Source organism: Nitratireductor sp. ZSWI3, assembly GCF_024655565.1.
In the GTDB taxonomy this organism is placed as follows: domain Bacteria; phylum Pseudomonadota; class Alphaproteobacteria; order Rhizobiales; family Rhizobiaceae; genus Nitratireductor.
This window is the reverse complement of sequence record NZ_JANKOF010000027.1, coordinates 24,806-39,585: the sequence shown is the minus strand read 5'-3', so window position 1 is coordinate 39,585 and position 14,780 is coordinate 24,806. Positions and strand designations below refer to the sequence as shown.

The 14,780-nt window shown below is 64.3% G+C and carries 14 protein-coding genes; 7 read left to right on the top strand and 7 right to left on the bottom strand.

Annotation, left to right across the window (positions count from 1 at the left end):
• Positions 1–68 precede the first annotated feature (68 nt).
• Together NUU27_RS10950 and moaA are read right to left on the bottom strand one after the other, a co-directional pair.
• Positions 69–989, bottom strand: a complete 921-nt coding sequence (locus tag NUU27_RS10950; RefSeq protein WP_257762135.1) for a DMT family transporter — start codon at positions 987–989, stop codon at positions 69–71.
• A 101-nt stretch (positions 990–1,090) separates the two neighbouring features.
• Positions 1,091–2,098, bottom strand: coding sequence for a GTP 3',8-cyclase MoaA (moaA, locus tag NUU27_RS10945; protein WP_257762134.1), 1,008 nt, complete (start codon positions 2,096–2,098; stop codon positions 1,091–1,093).
• A gap of 218 nt (positions 2,099–2,316) precedes the next feature.
• On the opposite strand from moaA, the gene NUU27_RS10940 reads away from it, so the two are divergent.
• Positions 2,317–2,670 carry a DUF971 domain-containing protein gene (locus tag NUU27_RS10940; protein WP_257762133.1) on the top strand — a complete coding sequence of 118 codons (354 nt, stop codon included), beginning with the start codon at positions 2,317–2,319 and terminating at the stop codon, positions 2,668–2,670.
• Entirely contained in the window at positions 2,660–3,289 is a 630-nt protein-coding gene (locus NUU27_RS10935) for a pyridoxamine 5'-phosphate oxidase family protein (RefSeq protein WP_257762132.1), read from the top strand. The genes NUU27_RS10940 and NUU27_RS10935 overlap by 11 nt, the downstream gene beginning before the upstream one ends.
• Before the next feature lie 7 nt (positions 3,290–3,296).
• On the opposite strand, the gene NUU27_RS10930 is transcribed toward NUU27_RS10935, so the two are convergent.
• Positions 3,297–3,647 (bottom strand): VOC family protein, encoded by a 351-nt coding sequence (locus tag NUU27_RS10930; protein WP_257762131.1) that lies wholly within the window; start codon positions 3,645–3,647, stop codon positions 3,297–3,299.
• A gap of 131 nt (positions 3,648–3,778) precedes the next feature.
• Positions 3,779–4,981: an MFS transporter gene (locus tag NUU27_RS10925; RefSeq protein WP_257762130.1), complete on the bottom strand. Its 1,203-nt coding sequence runs from the start codon at positions 4,979–4,981 to the stop codon at positions 3,779–3,781.
• Positions 4,982–5,117: 136 nt separating this feature from the next.
• On the opposite strand from NUU27_RS10925, the gene NUU27_RS10920 reads away from it, so the two are divergent.
• On the top strand, positions 5,118–5,942 hold the full coding sequence (locus tag NUU27_RS10920) for a helix-turn-helix domain-containing protein (protein WP_374566452.1): 825 nt from the start codon (positions 5,118–5,120) through the stop codon (positions 5,940–5,942).
• Here the strand turns inward: NUU27_RS10920 and NUU27_RS10915 are convergent.
• Positions 5,866–6,369, bottom strand: a complete 504-nt coding sequence (locus tag NUU27_RS10915) for a MarR family winged helix-turn-helix transcriptional regulator (RefSeq protein WP_257762128.1) — start codon at positions 6,367–6,369, stop codon at positions 5,866–5,868. The two genes, NUU27_RS10920 and NUU27_RS10915, sit on opposite strands and share 77 nt — an antisense overlap.
• Before the next feature lie 48 nt (positions 6,370–6,417).
• Here NUU27_RS10915 and NUU27_RS10910 point away from each other — a divergent pair, with 48 nt between their 5' ends.
• Positions 6,418–7,356, top strand: coding sequence for an alpha/beta fold hydrolase (locus tag NUU27_RS10910; RefSeq protein WP_257762127.1), 939 nt, complete (start codon positions 6,418–6,420; stop codon positions 7,354–7,356).
• A gap of 206 nt (positions 7,357–7,562) precedes the next feature.
• Entirely contained in the window at positions 7,563–9,452 is a 1,890-nt protein-coding gene (locus NUU27_RS10905; RefSeq protein ID WP_257762126.1) for a murein L,D-transpeptidase, read from the top strand.
• 98 nt (positions 9,453–9,550) lie between these two features.
• Here NUU27_RS10905 and NUU27_RS10900 read toward each other — a convergent pair whose 3' ends face one another.
• Together NUU27_RS10900 and NUU27_RS10895 are read right to left on the bottom strand one after the other, a co-directional pair.
• The gene (locus NUU27_RS10900; RefSeq protein WP_257762125.1) at positions 9,551–11,005 is read right to left on the bottom strand and encodes a TrkH family potassium uptake protein; all 1,455 of its coding nucleotides are present in this window, start codon (positions 11,003–11,005) and stop codon (positions 9,551–9,553) included.
• Positions 11,006–11,523: 518 nt separating this feature from the next.
• Entirely contained in the window at positions 11,524–13,125 is a 1,602-nt protein-coding gene (locus tag NUU27_RS10895) for a GMC family oxidoreductase (protein WP_257762124.1), read from the bottom strand.
• Positions 13,126–13,206: 81 nt separating this feature from the next.
• Between NUU27_RS10895 and NUU27_RS10890 the strand changes: the two genes are divergently transcribed.
• Together NUU27_RS10890 and NUU27_RS10885 are read left to right on the top strand one after the other, a co-directional pair.
• On the top strand, positions 13,207–13,980 hold the full coding sequence (locus tag NUU27_RS10890; RefSeq protein WP_257762123.1) for a GntR family transcriptional regulator: 774 nt from the start codon (positions 13,207–13,209) through the stop codon (positions 13,978–13,980).
• Entirely contained in the window at positions 13,981–14,745 is a 765-nt protein-coding gene (locus NUU27_RS10885) for an ABC transporter permease (RefSeq protein ID WP_257762122.1), read from the top strand.
• The last annotated feature ends 35 nt before the right edge of the window (positions 14,746–14,780 follow it).

Genomic DNA, 14,780 nt, shown 5'->3' with positions numbered 1-14,780 from the left:
CGGATCAGAAACCGTTTATCGGGCGCAAAGTCAAATCGCGAGCCGCCCGCTCCGGCGGACCCTCGGGTTCACGTGCCTTCCGGCGCCATGCTTGGTCCGGTGCTCTTGGCCGCCGGGGTGATCTTGCCGCCGATTCGCTCGCGGTAGAGCGTGTAGAGGCCCGAGCAGACGACCATCGTCGCGCCGACGATCATCGGCAGGTCCGGCCGGTCCGCGAAAAGGAGGAAACCGAGGGCGAGGGACCACAGGAGCGAGGTGTAGCGGAAGGGCGCTATGAAGGAGAGCTGGCCGAGGCGCAGCGACAGGATGATGAAGTGGTATCCGACGACGATGCAGACCGAGGCCGCGACCAGCAGGGCGAAGGATGTCGCGTCGACCGGGGACCAGCCGCCATACGGCACGACGAGCGCGGCGCCGGCGAGCGTGACCGTGGCGGCGGTCACCGTCGAGATCAGCGGTGTCGGGACGTTGTCCGGGATGAGGCGGGTGGCAAGGTCGCGCATGGTGGCGAAGGCGACGGCCGCGAGACCATAGAGCGCATAGGCGTTGAAGCCCTCGAAGCCCGGCCTGATGATGATCAGGATGCCCACGAAGCCGACGAGGATGGCGCTCCACCGGCGCCAGCCGACCGGCTCGGCCAGGAAGAGCGCCGCCCCCATGGTCACGGTGAGCGGCAGGACCTGAAGGACGGCGGCGATGTTGGCGATCGGAATCTGGACGAGGGCGGCGAGAAAGCAGACCGTGGCACCGGCTTCGCCCAGGACCCGCAGGGCGATCATCGGGTGCCAGATCAGCCGCGGCCTTGCGAGCGCGCCCCAGCGCCAGGCCAGGAGGCCGATCAGCAGCGTTGCCATGACACCACGGATCAGCATCATCTGCCCGATATTCATGGAGGAACCGACGAGCTTGGTCATGGCGTCGTTGATGGTGAAACCGGCCATCGCAACGGACATGAAAAGCGCGCCGCGCAGGTTGGAAGAAGCGGACACGGGGCCCCCAAGGCTGATGAATCAGCCGAGGCTAGGGATGCCCATACGGTTTGGCAATCGGACCAGCGGTGAAATAGTGTTGGCCGAAGGCCGCGACGACATCAGCCGCCGGTCACGCTCATGTGGCGTGAGACCGACGGGCGCCTGGTGTGGCGGTCGATGACGAAGTCATGCCCTTTCGGCTTGCGCAAAATGGCATCGTCGATGGCGCCGGCGAGCAATTCGTTGCCTTCCGAGGCGCGCAACGCGGCACGCAGATCAGCCGAATCCTCCTGGCCGAGGCACATATAGAGCGTGCCCGTGCAGGTGATGCGCACGCGGTTGCAGCTTTCGCAGAAATTATGCGTCATCGGGGTGATGAAGCCCAGCCGGCCGCCGGTCTCTGTCACCTCCACATAGCGCGCCGGACCACCGGTCTTGAACGGGATATCGGTGAGGGTGAATTCCCGTTCCAGTTGGGCGCGCAGCAGCGACAGGGGCAGATACTGATCGGTGCGATCGGCATCGATCTCGCCCATGGGCATGGTCTCGATGACGGTCATGTCCATGCCGCGGCCGTGCGCCCAGCGCAGCATGTCCGGAATCTCGTTCTCGTTGAAACCCTTCAGCGCGACGGTGTTGAGCTTGACGTGCAGGCCGGCGGCCTCGGCCGCCTCGATGCCGCGCATGACCTTGTCGAGATGGCCCCAGCGGGTGATGGCGTGGAACTTGTCGGGATCGAGGGTGTCGATCGACACGTTGATGCGGCGGACGCCGCAATCGGCGAGTTCGCCCGCGAAGCGCTCGAGCTGCGAACCGTTGCTGGTCAGCGTCAGTTCCTGCAGCGCGCCGGATTTCAGGTGGCGGGACAACTGCCGGACCAGATGCATGATGTTCTTGCGCACCAGCGGCTCGCCGCCGGTCAGCCGCAACCGCTTCACGCCCTTTTCGATGAAGACGGTGCAGAGGCGGTCGAGCTCTTCCAGGCTCAGCAGGTCGCGCTTGGGCAGGAACGTCATGTCCTCCGCCATGCAGTAGACGCAGCGGAAATCGCAGCGATCTGTCACGGACACCCGCAGATAGTCGATGCTGCGGCCGAAAGGGTCGATCATGGTGCTCTGCTGGATCATGGAAGCCTGGTTCTCCCTGCCGTCCTCGGCGTCGTTCCTGATATGTCGTTGTTTCGGGCGGCAGTTCAAGGCGGCAGGCTAGCATTGCAGGTGCCCGAAGAGCAATCCGCTCGAATCGGTCCGGCTTTCGGATGCCCGGGCGGTCGTCGCCGTGTAGCGGGACTTTCCAGCCGATGGCGAAATGCTTTAGTGATACACGCCGAAAGACGGTGCCCAATATGAAACCTCCCAAGGAACTGCGCATCTCCAAGGATCGCGCCACCATGACCGTCCGCTTTGCGGATGCGGATCCCGTAGAGCTCCCGGCGGAGATGCTGCGCGTTTTGTCGCCGTCCGCGGAAGTGCAGGGCCACTCGCCCGAACAGCGCGTCACCGTGCCCGGAAAGCGGCACGTCACCATCGCGCAGGTCGAGCCGGTGGGACACTATGCGGTGAAGATCGTGTTCAGCGACGGCCACCAGAGCGGGATCTTCACCTGGCCCTACCTTCATGAGCTTGTCACGGAAAAGGACAAGAAGTGGCAGGCTTATCTGGTCGAATTGCAGGAAAAGGGATTGAGCCGTGACATTTGAGGACACCGGCAATCTGATCACCTCGCTGGAGGCGCTCGAGGCCCTTTACGGGCGGCCGGGCGAAGCATCGCTCGTCAAGGTGACCGAGCGTGTCATTCCCGAATACGCAGCCCTGATCGAGGCGTCTCCGTTCGTGGCCCTGGCGACCATCGGGCCGGAGGGGATCGACTGCTCGCCGCGCGGCGATCGACCGGGCTTCGTGCGCATCCACGATGACAAGACGCTGCTGATGCCCGACCGGCGCGGCAACAATCGGACGGATTCGCTGCGCAACATCGTGCGCGACGATCGCGTCGCCTTGCTCTTTCTCATTCCCGGCTCGGGAACGACGCTGCGGGTCAACGGCCGGGCGAAGCTCTCCATCGATCCGCAGCTCTGCGCCTCGTTTGCCGTCGACGAGGCCGCGCCGCGCTGCGTCGTCGTCCTGTCGGTCGAAGAGGTCTATTTCCAGTGCGCCCGCGCCATCGTGCGGTCGGATCTGTGGAACGCCGAGAAGCACGTCGATCCCAAAACGCTTCCGACGCCGGGACAGATCCTGCAGGCGACGAGCCGCGAGCGGATCGACGGCGATGCCTACGACCGGGAGTGGCCGGAGCGGGCGCGAAAATCCATGTGGTGAGCCGCGCTCACATGTGGATGAGGATGTTCACCAGCCGGCCGAACGGATCGCGCGTGTAGAAGCGTCGGACGCCCCACGGTTCATCGGCAGGACCGTATTCGATCGGGAAACCGGCTGCCTTCACCCGGTCGAGCGCCTCGTCGAGGTCGTCGACCTCTATGGAGAGGTCCGGGACCGGCGTTGCCGATCCGCCTTCGCTGGCGAAGCTGACCTGGACGCGCATCTCCTCGCTCGATCCGTAGGTGACGATCCAGCCGTGATCCATCCGCACCTCGAGGCCGAGCACGTCGCCGTAGAAGCGGCGCGCCGCCGCGGTGTCGTCGGTTGCGACATTGCTGACGATCCGCCTGACTTTCATTCCGGTCTCCTGTTCCAGATCGCGATTTTGGACTGAGCCAGTGCGGAATCATCGCGATCGGCTTCAATAAATTGAAGTGGGATGCGGGCGGAAAACCGCTTCACACTTTTTCTCGTCCCGCTCCAGATCGCTCAGCCTGTCTTTTTCAGGTCGGGCAGGAACACTGTCAACAGCCCGAGCAGGGGGAGGAAGGAACAGATGTTGTAGACGAACTCGATGCCGTGCCGGTCGGCGAGGATGCCGAGCGCGGCGGCGCCGAGGCCGCCGGCGCCGAAGGCGAAGCCGAAGAACATGCCGGCGACCATGCCGACGCGGCCTGGCAGAAGCTCCTGGGCGAGGACGACGATCTGCGGGAAGGCGGATGCGAGTATGAGACCGATCGCGATGGTCAGCACCGGCGTCCAGAAGAGGTCCGCATAGGGCAGGGCGAGGGTGAAGGGCAGGACACCCAGGATCGAGAACCAGATCACGGTTTTCGAGCCGATGCGATCGCCGATCAGCCCTCCCAGCACGGTGCCCGCCGCCACGGAGCCGAGGAAGATGAAGAGCAGGATCTGCGATTGCTGGACGGAGAGCCCGAATTTCTCGATCAGAAAGAACGTGTAGTAGCTGGAAATGCCGGCCATATAGACGTTCTTGGCGATGACCAGGGTGATGAGGACGGCCAGAGCGACCGCGATGCGCCCGCGGGGTAGGGTGAGGGATCCGGCGACTGACGGGCGCGATGCCGTGCGGATGCGATAGCGGCTATACCAGGTCCCCACCCGCCACAGGACGAGCATGCCGAGCAGCGCGGCGAACGAGAACCAGCCGACGCTGCCCTGTCCCTTCGGCATTACGATGAAGGCGGCAAGCAGCGGCCCGACCGCCGATCCGACATTGCCGCCGACCTGAAAGACGGCCTGGGCAAATCCGTAGCGGCCGCCGGAGGCAAGGCGGGCGACGCGCGAGGATTCGGGATGGAAGATCGCCGAACCGAGGCCGACGAACATCGCGCCGATCACCAGCACGACATAGTGGCTGGCGGTGGCGAGCAGCAGCAGGCCGACAAAGGTCGATCCCATGCCGACCGAGAGCGAATAAGGCATCGGCCGTTTGTCGGTGACGAGGCCGATCGCCGGCTGGAGCAGGGATGCCGTCACCTGGAACGCCATGGTGAGCAAGCCGATCTGCCAGAAATCGAGGCCGTAATTGCTCTTCAGCATCGGATAGATCGCTGAGAGCATCGATTGCATGATGTCGTTCAGCATATGGCAGAAGCTGACGGCGAGGAGAACGGCGAAGGCCGTCTTTTCTGCCTGCGTGGAAACCTGATCGGCTGGAGTGTCGGTCACGGGAATGCTCCGGAATGAGCCGCGATCTGCAGCGGCTGCGCGGTTATACGCGTCTTGCAATTGACCTTCTTCAGTGATTTGGTCGAGTTATTTCGAGAGTGGGCCAAAAATCTTGGACGATGAGAAACAGGAAGATCTGTTGAACAGCCGCTGGTTCCTGCAGGCTGAAGAGCAGAGGCGTGCCTGGCTCGAACGCGCCAAGGGGACTCTCGTGGTGGGCGAGATCATCCAGTCCACCGGTTTCAGTGTCTCCCCGCATCGCCACAGTCGCTCGCAACTTCTTCATGCGCGCAGCGGCGTGGTGCTGGTGCGGACGGTGTTCGGCCACTGGCTGGTTCCGGCCGGTCACGCGATCTGGATTCCGGCCGGGGTCGAGCATGCGGTGGAGATGCTCGCCGACGTGCGCCTGCAGTCGGTCTATGTGCTGCCGGAGGCGATCGAGGGATTGCCCACGGCACTACGCGTCATCAGCATGACGGCGCTGATGCGCAGCCTGCTGGAGGAGGTGGTCCAACTGCCGCACGAGTCGCGGCCGACCGGCCGCAACGCGCTGCTCTACAATCTGATCCTGCACGAGATTCCGCGGTTGCCGGCGCTGCCGCTTGGCCTGCCGTTTCCAGTGGACAAGCGGCTTGTGGGACTGTGCCGCAGGTTCCTCGCCGCGCCGTCGAGCAGGGTCACGATCGACGCCTGGGCGAGGGAACTCGGCATGAGCCGGCGCACCTTCACGCGCAAATTCCAACAGGAGACGGGCGTCAGCCTCTCCCTCTGGCGACAGCAGGCAAGCCTTTTCGCCGCACTGCCGCGCCTGACCGACGGCGAATCGGTCACCAATGTCGCGCTGGATCTCGGCTATGAAAGCGTCGCCGCCTTCACCACCATGTTCAAGCGGATGCTGGGCGCGTCGCCGCGTTCTTATCTACGGGTGCCGCCGGCTCTTCCTCCGTCAGCGCCTCGCTGATGCGGCGCATCTGCTCGCCCATCGCCTCGCATTGCGCGGGCGTCGACTGGGCCATCACCCTGTCGATGAGCTGGGTGTAGACCGCGAGTGCCCTCATCAACCGTGCCTCGCCCTCGGTGGTGAGATAGAGGCGCAGCACGCGCTTGTCCGAAGCATCGCTTTCGCGCCGCACCAGGCCCTGCGCCTCCATCTGCGGCAGCAACATCGTGATGTTGGACCGGGCGACCAGAAGCCGGCGCGCGAGATCGTGCTGCGACTGGCCGGGATGCCGGTAGAGATTCATCAGCATGTCGAGCTGGGCGATCTTCAGGCCAAGCGGTTCCAGAGACTTGCTCAGCGCCCGCACGATCGCCTTCTCGGCACGGGCCACGGCGATCCAGGTGCGAAAACGCGGATTGTCCCAGGGGAGGTCTTGTTTTTTGTTCATGCTTGAACTATTTTTTGTTCAGGATTGAACATTCTTCGGATCTTTGGCATGGCCGATTTCAATTCGCGGATCATAAGAACTCTTTTTGGCACAGTTGAACATATCGCGCCAAGTCTTGCGGGGCGCTTTGCTTTCGAGCTGTTCTGCCGGACACCCGATCCGGCGCGGCTGTCGGAACGCGAGCGTCGGCTTCTGGCGCAGACCTCCGATCTGATGGCGGGGGCGCGCAAGCATCGTCTTGCCGGAGAGTCCGGGTCCTTCGTCGCCTACGAGTTCACCAATTGGGGCGCCCGCCGCGACGCGCCCGCCGCCCTCGTGCTGCATGGCTGGCGCTCGCGCAGCGAGCATATGCGTGCGATCATCGAAGCGCTGCTCGGGCGGGGTTTTCGCGTCGTCGCCGTCGATCTGCCCGGACACGGTGCCGCTTCCGGACGCCGGCTCAACATGGCGAATGCAGTGGAGGCGGTGCAGGTCGCGGCGCAGTGGCTCGGGCCGTTTAACGCTGCAATCGGCCATTCCTTCGGCGGTGCCGTGGCGCTCAATGCGGCAGTCGGTTCCGTCAGGCATGTTCCCGCGGTTCCCTTCGAGCGACTGGTGCTGATTGCTTCGCCCAATTCCATGCCGGCGCTTTTCAGGAGGTTCGGGCGCCATTTCGGCCTCGGGCCGCGCACGCAGGGAGCCTTCGAGGCGCGGGTGGAAGCCGTGGCGGGCAATCCGCTGGCGACCTATGTCTGTTCCCGGCAGCTTGCAACCGTGGACACGCCGACCCTCGTCATCCACGCTCCCGACGACAAGGAGGTCGCTGCGCGCGATGCCGAAGACATGGCTGCGGCAGGCAGGCATGTGCGCCTCGCCTGGGCGCCGGGCCTCGGCCACCGGCGCATCTTGAGCGACGTCGATGTGGCTGCACGGGCCGCCGAGTTCGTCGCTATGCGGGAATGGGCTTCTCCGCCAAGACCGGAGGTCGCCTCCTTAGAGCTTCATTAACCAATCGCAAATTGAGCGGATAATTCGCGACAATTTTACCGATCATCCGGCGACTGACAGGGTGCGAACTGTTATCCTGACGATGAATCACCGTGTGCGCATCATTGTCGATGGAGCGGAAAGCGGTGTGAGACGTTGACGGAATGAGCGCGAGCCTGTTGTGCCGGCATGGCCGTGCCGGCACGGGTGCCCGGGCAGGGAGAGTCATGGTTTCTGGATATTTTCACAAGGCCGGCCTTGCTTGCGCCGCCGTTGCCCTACTGGCCGGCAGCGCCTCCGCGGTTCGCGCCGACAATCTCTTCGATATGCTGTTCGGCGGCAACCGGGCAGCCCGCGGGGCGCCGATCGAGCAGCAGCAGCGGCGCGTCGCGCCGCCGGCACAGCGAAAGCCCGTTGCCCTGCCGAAAGTGTCGGCGCCGTCCTACTACAATTATCAGCCGGCATCGCTGGTGCGGGTCGATTTTTCGCAGATCGCTCCGTCGCCCGAGGCTTCCGAGGCGGAGGCCGAAACGCGTGTGGTGAAGGGCGATCCGGCGTTCCAGTCGGCACTGACCGGGCTCGCCGGCTTCGAGCTCTATGCGGAAAAGGATATCGCCGAGGCGCTGGCTGGCTATTACACGCGGCATCCGGGGTTCATCTGGGTTGACCAAGACAGGCCCAATGCGGCGGCGCAGAGCGCCCTGCGCGTCCTGGCCGAGGCCGGACGCTACGGCTTGTCCGAGGCCGATTACAGCGTGCGTTTCCCGTCAGCGGATGGCAGCAGTGCCGGTCAAGCGGAGCGGCAGCGGTCGCTGATCCGCTTCGAGATGATGCTGTCGGCGCGAGCCCTGCGCTATGCGCGCGACGCTTATTCGGGCCGCGTCGATCCCAACAAGCTCTCCGGCTACCACGACTTCCCCAAGAAATCGATGGACCTGGTGCAGAGCCTCGGTTTCATGGCGCACGCTTCGGATGTCGATCTCTATCTGCAGGGGCTGCATCCGCGAAACGACGAGTATCGTGCCTTACGCGCCGAGCTCGAGACGCTTCGTGCCGCGGCGGAAAAGGAAATCGTCGTCGATCCGAAGACCTTCGTGCGGCCGGGCGGCTCGCATCCCGAATTCGCCAAGCTGCTGAAGATCATGAAGCGCGACGGCGACACGGCCTTCCTGGAGACCTACGGGGCGTTGCTCGACGGCCATGCCGGCAGCGAGGTCTATGACGAAGAGCTGGTGCCGGTCGTGAAAGCGGCGCAGGAGCGGCACGGCCTCAAGCCGGACGGCGTCATCGGCCCGCGCACCGTCAGCGCCGTGGCCGGTGAGACCAAGGCTGCGCGCATCGAAAAGGTGCTGTTCGCGCTGGAGCGTTTGCGCTGGCATCCCTCGAAGCTCGGCGATACCCGCGTGGTGATCAACGCGGCCGCCTTCGAAGTGGATTATTTCGAGGACGGCAAGCCGCGGCTCTCCATGCGCACCGTGGTCGGCTCGGCATCGAATCAGACGAGCTTCTTCCACGACAAGCTGGAATTCGTCGAGTTCAACCCCTATTGGGGCGTGCCGCGCTCCATTCTCGTCAACGAGATGCTGCCGAAACTGGTGCGCGATCCCAGCTATCTCGACCGCAACGGCTACGAGGTCGTCAACAGCCGCGGCCAACGGGTCTCCTCGACGTCGGTCTCCTGGGGGCAGCATGGCGGCAAGGTCCCGGTGAGCGTGCGGCAGAAGCCGGGCCCCAGCAACGCGCTCGGCGAGTTGAAGATCCTGTTCCCGAACCGCCACGCGATCTACATGCACGACACGCCGTCCAAGAGCCTGTTTCAGCGCGATACGCGCGCTTTCAGCCACGGTTGCGTCCGGCTCGCCGATCCGCGCGCCATGGCCGCCGCCGTGCTTGGAACGTCGGTGGACGATGTTGCCGCGAGCATCAACAGCGGCGACCGCAGCCGCCCGACCCGCCGCAAGATCGACCGGGACATTCCCGTCTATGTGGGATATTTCACCGCCTGGCCGGAGGCCGCGACTGGCCGGATCGGCTATCACGGCGATGTCTACGGACGCGATGAACGCTTGAAGATCGCGCTCGAAAAGATCGCCGATCTGCGCGCCGCGAGCAGCTGACGCGCAGGCGATATCCAGGCCGGAAAGATCCTTTGTCTTCCCGCATTTCTGCGGGCGTCCGGTGATTTCACCTGACTGCAAAACGCTCTATGGCGAGTTCAGCTGCGCCAGAAGGCCGGCACGAACAGGACGATGACCGCCAGGATCTCCAGGCGTCCGAGCAGCATCGATGCCGAGAGCACCCATTTTGCGAAATCGCTCAACGATGCGAAATTGCCGGCCGGGCCGACCACATCGCCCAGACCCGGGCCGACGTTGGTGAGCGCGGTGAGGGAGGCGGTGGTGGCGGTGATCAGGTCGAGGCCGGTCAGCGCCAGAAGCAGTGTCGAAAGGACCCAGGAGGCCAGAAACGCCGACAGGAACAGGCCCACGGACCGTTGCATCTCCTCATCGACGACGCGCTTGCCGTAGCGCAGGGATTGCACGGAATGGGGGTGGATCAGCAGCTTGAGACCGTTGAGGAGCATGCGGCCGAGGATGAGGAACCGATAGGCCTTGATGCCGCCGGAGGTCGAGCCGGAGCAGCCGCCAAGGAAGGTTGCGAAGAAGACCATGGCGACGGCGAACGGGCCCCACAGCGTATAATCCTCGCTGGCATAGCCCGTGGTGGTGATGATCGAGGCCAGGTTGAAGGCGCTGGTGGTGAGCGCCACGTCGAACGGCATGCCGGTGGTGATGCGCCGCTGCACAGCCAGAACCACGACGATGACCGCCACATAGGCGAGGAACACCCGGATCTGCGGATCGCGCAAGGCGTCGAGCCGCCCGCGCGCGAAGAAGAGCACGAGGATGGAAAAGGGCAGGGCGGCAAGCAGCATGAAAACCGTGCCGACCCAGAGGACCGCCATGCCCTCGAAATAACCGAACGAGGCATCGTGCGTCGAGAAGCCGCCGGTAGCGATCGTCGTCATCGCATGGTTCACGGCGTCGAAATTGCTCATGCCGGTGGCCGCATAGCTGAGCGCGCACAGCGCCGTCAGCAGGCAATAGATGCCGATCAGCGCGATCAGGAAGCTGATGAATCGTTCGTAGGGACGGTTTTCGATGTCCGAGGATTCGACGCGGAAATAGGAGAAGCCGCCGACCTTGAGCAGCGGCAGCAGGAACAGCCCCAGCGCCACCACGCCGATGCCGCCGATCCACTGCAGCAGGGATCTCCACAAGAGGAGGCCGGGGGGAAGGCCGTCGAGCCCGGAGATCACCGTGGAGCCGGTCGTGGTGATGGCCGAGACCGATTCGAACACCGCCCCGGCAAGGTCGAGCTTCAGCGAGGAGGTGTAGAACGGCAGTGCGCCGACGGCGCCGAGCATCAGCCAGAGAAGCACGACGACGAGGAAGGTCGATTGGGTCGACCCCCTGGGCAGGTGGCCGCGCGTCGCCGCCGCGATGGTCAGCGCTATGGCGCCCGTGGCCAGAGAGCAGACCACGAAGACCTGCCAGTCCTTGTTGCCGTAATAAAGGTCGACCGCCGCCGGAAGCAGCATCGCGGCTGCAATGTAGACGGCGAATATCGCGGCAGGATAGGCGGCGGTGCGGATTGTCGATGGTTGCACTGCGACGGGTCTCACGAATGGTCGATCACTCCGTACAGGAGAATCGGTTCGGAGGAAACCGCCTCGCTCGGCACGCGGTTTGAATGGCGCGCGTCTTCACCCGGCGGCCTGCTCGTGGCCCGTCTCGACCTGTGCCCGGTTGCCTAGGGTCAGGACCTATTAATATGGCCGCAATGGTCGGCCTGATTTGTGCGGATACGCGAAGCAGGACCGCAGGAAGACTTTACGTCTTTCAAGGTCTTGCGACAAAGTAGCCCGTGCAAATCAGGCCGATCCGAAGGACGCTCGATAGACCGGCGCGCTGCCGCGTCAAAGCCCTTGACCGGGGGAAAGACCCCGCTCTGCGGGCTTTTCCTTGCATCTCTTGGTCTATCGAACGCCATTGTGGTCATATTAATAGGTCCTGACCCTAGTGGTGCGATCCCAACAGATGGTACCCGTCTGTTGGGAAAATCGCCCCACCAGATCAATAGCTTGTGGGCTGACTTGTCGAAACAGATGGGTACCATCTGTTTCGGTCAGACCACTGGCAGGAACTCGGCTCCCCTCTGGCCGATCATCAAGGTGGCGGCATTGGTGTTTGCGGAGGTGATCTTGGGCATGACGGATGCATCGATCACGCGAAGCCCCTCGACGCCCCGCACGCGCAGTTGCGGATCCACGACGGCGCGATCGTCCGTGCCCATGCGGCAGGTCCCCGAGGCATGGAACACCGTGCCGCCGGTCGTGCGGATCGCCTCCCAAAGCTGTGCGTCGGTCTGCTGATCGGGGCCGGGGACGATCTCCTCGGTCCACAATTCGCGGAACGGGCTTTGCCGGTGAATCTCACGCAGGATGCGGACGCCTTCTATCATCACCGCGCGGTCGGCCTCGGCCGCGAAATAGCGCGGTGAAACCTTGGGCGGGGCAAGCGGGTCGGTCGAACCGATGTGCACGGTGCCGCGGCTTTCCGGATGGCACTGCCAGACCGATGCGGTGAAGCCGGAATAATCGTGCAGCGGCGTGCCCGGTTTGTCGACCGACAACGGCATGACGTTGAACTGGATGTCGGGCCGGCCGTTCTGTGCGTATCGCGTGCAGGCCCCGCCGCCGACCTGGCCCGCGCCGACCGTCAGCGGGCCGGTGCCGTGCACGGCCCAGTCGAATCCCATGCGGGCGAGCTTGAGGGGATTGCGCACGTCGTCATTCAGCGAAAGCGGCCGGTTGAGCCGCAGGATGAGACGGATCTGGTAGTGGTCCTGGAGATTTTCCCCAACCTCGGGCGCGTCAACAATGGTCTTGATGCCGAGCGATCGCAGACGGTCTGCCGGACCGATGCCCGAAAGCTGCAGCAGTTGCGGCGACTGCAGGGCTCCGGCCGCCAGAACGACCTCCCGGCCTGCATGGGCGAGGCGGCGCTGCCCGCCCTGCATGTATTCGACACCCGTCGCGCTCCCCTTTTCGATGACGATGCGGGTGACGTGCGCCTTGATCTTCAGCGTCAGGTTCTGCCTTTGCAGCGCCGGGCGCAGGAATGCGGCGGAAGCGCTGGCCCGCAACCGGCGGCCGAGGCTGAGCTGGTAACGGCCGACGCCATAGGTGGAGGCGCCGTTGAAGTCCGGATTGAAGGGGAGGCCGAATTGCTGTGCCGCCTCGAGCCATGCGGCACAGGCGGGATTGGCGCTGCGAAGGTCCGACACCTGCATGTCGCCGCTTCTGCCGTGGAAGCGGTCCTCTCCGCCCTGATAGCGCTCGATGCGGCGAAACGCGGGGAGCACCTGCTCGTAAGCCCAGCCGGAGGCCCCCATGCGCTGCCAGTCGTCGAAATCCTCATGCTGTCCGCGGATGAAGATCAGCCCGTTGATCGAGCTCGATCCGCCGACGACGCGCCCGCGCGGCCAGCCGATGCCGCGGAAGCCGTCACCCTCAGACGGTTCCGTTTCGAAGAAGCGCGAAAACCGCGGATCGTAGATCGTCCGGAAATAGCCTATCGGCAGCTTGAGCCAGAAATTGCGGTCGTGCCCGCCGGATTCGAGAACCAGAACACGTAGATCCGGCTGTGCCGAGAGGCGGTTGGCCAGCACCGAGCCGGCAGAGCCGGAACCGACGATGATGTAGTCATACTCCTCCGCAGCACGCATTCGCCGCCTTTCTCCTCCCGTTCCAATATCGATCGCGGAAACCCCGTTGCGCTGGTCCATAAGTACGTATATACGAACTTTATGACAAATACAGCCCTTTATATCCGCAGCCGGCAGCCGCTCTACATGCAGGCGGCGGGCCAGATCCGCCTGAAGATCGACAATGGGCAGTGGCGGCCGGGCGAGCAGATCCCGGTGATCGAAGTGCTGCAGGCGGAGTTCGGCCTTTCGCGCGCGACAATCCGCGAGGCGCTCGACGTTCTCGAGGGGGAGGGGCTGATCGAGCGCTATCGCGGCCGCGGTACCTTCGTGCGGGCGAACCTTCCCGAGAGGCGCTCGCACGCCCTGCCGACCACCTGGAGCGATCTGGTGGCGGGCCTGCGGAGCGTCAAGCCCGAGATGATCGCGCCGATTTCGACGGAAGACGGCGCCCGGCTTCGCGATTTGCAGGTCGGGCAGGCGCACGGTTCCTATGCGCGGTTCCAGCGCGTGCACAGCCGTGGCCGCGAGCCCTATTGCCTGATCGACATCTATCTGCGTGAAGACGTCTTCGCAGCCGATGCAGATCGTTTTCAGGCAAGTCCCGTCATTCTTGTTCTGGCCGAACGCCACGGATCGCTGATCGCCGCAGCCAGGCAGCGCGTGACGTTCTCGATCGCCGACGAGCGCACGGCAAGCGCGCTGGGGATCGCGCTGGGGGCGCCGGTGGTCGAGATCCTGCGCACCATCTGCGATGCGGAAGACCGCGTCGTCGTCCACACCCATGCCCGCTATCCGGGCGAGTATGTGCGGCTCGACTTCGATTTCAACACGGGCGGAAGCGCGCGTTCTGCCTCCGCACCGACGGAGAGATGAATGGAGCGATTGACGGAATTCGGCTGGCGGCTGCTGCCGTTCCTGACGGTCATCGTGGTCTGGTATCTGGTGCGCTGGAGCGGCCTGGTCGATCAGGGGCTCCTGCCGCCGCCTCATCTGGTCTTTCTCGATATCTGGCAGCGCAGCACCGACGGGACCTTCCTGATCGATATCTGGATGTCGGTCCGGCGCGTGCTGCTCGGCCTCCTGTTCGGGATGCTGCTCGCCGTGCCGGTCGGCTTCCTGATCGGATGGGACCGGCGCATCCGCCGCTTCATCGATCCGCTGATCAATTTCTTTCGCGCCCTGCCGCCGATCGCGCTGATCCCGCTCGCCATCGTCTATCTCGGCATCGGCGAGGTCGCAAAGGTGGCGATCCTCTTCTATGCAGCCTTCTTTGCCGGCGTCATCGTCATGTATGAGGGCATGTCGCAGACCAACCCGCTTTTCATCCGCGTCGCCCGCACGCTGGGGGCGACCGACTGGGAGGTGTTCTCCAAGGTCATCGTCCCTCTCACCCTGCCGCATGTGCTGACCGCGACCCGCGTCGCACTGGGCGTTGCCTGGGCGACGCTGGTGGCGTCGGAACTGGTGGCGGCGCAGAACGGGATCGGCGCGGTGATCCAGAACGCGAGCGCCTTCTTCAACCTGACGACCATCTATGCCGGCATCATCGCGATCGGCTTCTTCGCCCTGATGATGGACACGATCCTTCGCTGGGCTTCGCGCCGCTTCCTCGATTGGCAGGAAAGGGAGGCCCAATGAACGGGGAGGGATCGTTGGCTTCGGGGGCTTCGGGT

Excerpts from the sequence above, each read along its gene's own strand:
- NUU27_RS10905 (WP_257762126.1), top strand. The coding sequence starts at position 7,563 with ATGGTTTCTGGATATTTTCACAAGGCCGGCCTTGCTTGCGCCGCCGTT.
- NUU27_RS10915 (WP_257762128.1), bottom strand. The coding sequence starts at position 6,369 with ATGAACAAAAAACAAGACCTCCCCTGGGACAATCCGCGTTTTCGCACC.
- NUU27_RS10895 (WP_257762124.1), bottom strand. The coding sequence starts at position 13,125 with ATGCGTGCTGCGGAGGAGTATGACTACATCATCGTCGGTTCCGGCTCT.
- NUU27_RS10910 (WP_257762127.1), top strand. The coding sequence starts at position 6,418 with ATGGCCGATTTCAATTCGCGGATCATAAGAACTCTTTTTGGCACAGTT.
- NUU27_RS10890 (WP_257762123.1), top strand. The coding sequence starts at position 13,207 with ATGACAAATACAGCCCTTTATATCCGCAGCCGGCAGCCGCTCTACATG.
- moaA (WP_257762134.1), bottom strand. The coding sequence starts at position 2,098 with ATGATCCAGCAGAGCACCATGATCGACCCTTTCGGCCGCAGCATCGAC.
- NUU27_RS10885 (WP_257762122.1), top strand. The coding sequence starts at position 13,981 with ATGGAGCGATTGACGGAATTCGGCTGGCGGCTGCTGCCGTTCCTGACG.
- NUU27_RS10940 (WP_257762133.1), top strand. The coding sequence starts at position 2,317 with ATGAAACCTCCCAAGGAACTGCGCATCTCCAAGGATCGCGCCACCATG.
- NUU27_RS10930 (WP_257762131.1), bottom strand. The coding sequence starts at position 3,647 with ATGAAAGTCAGGCGGATCGTCAGCAATGTCGCAACCGACGACACCGCG.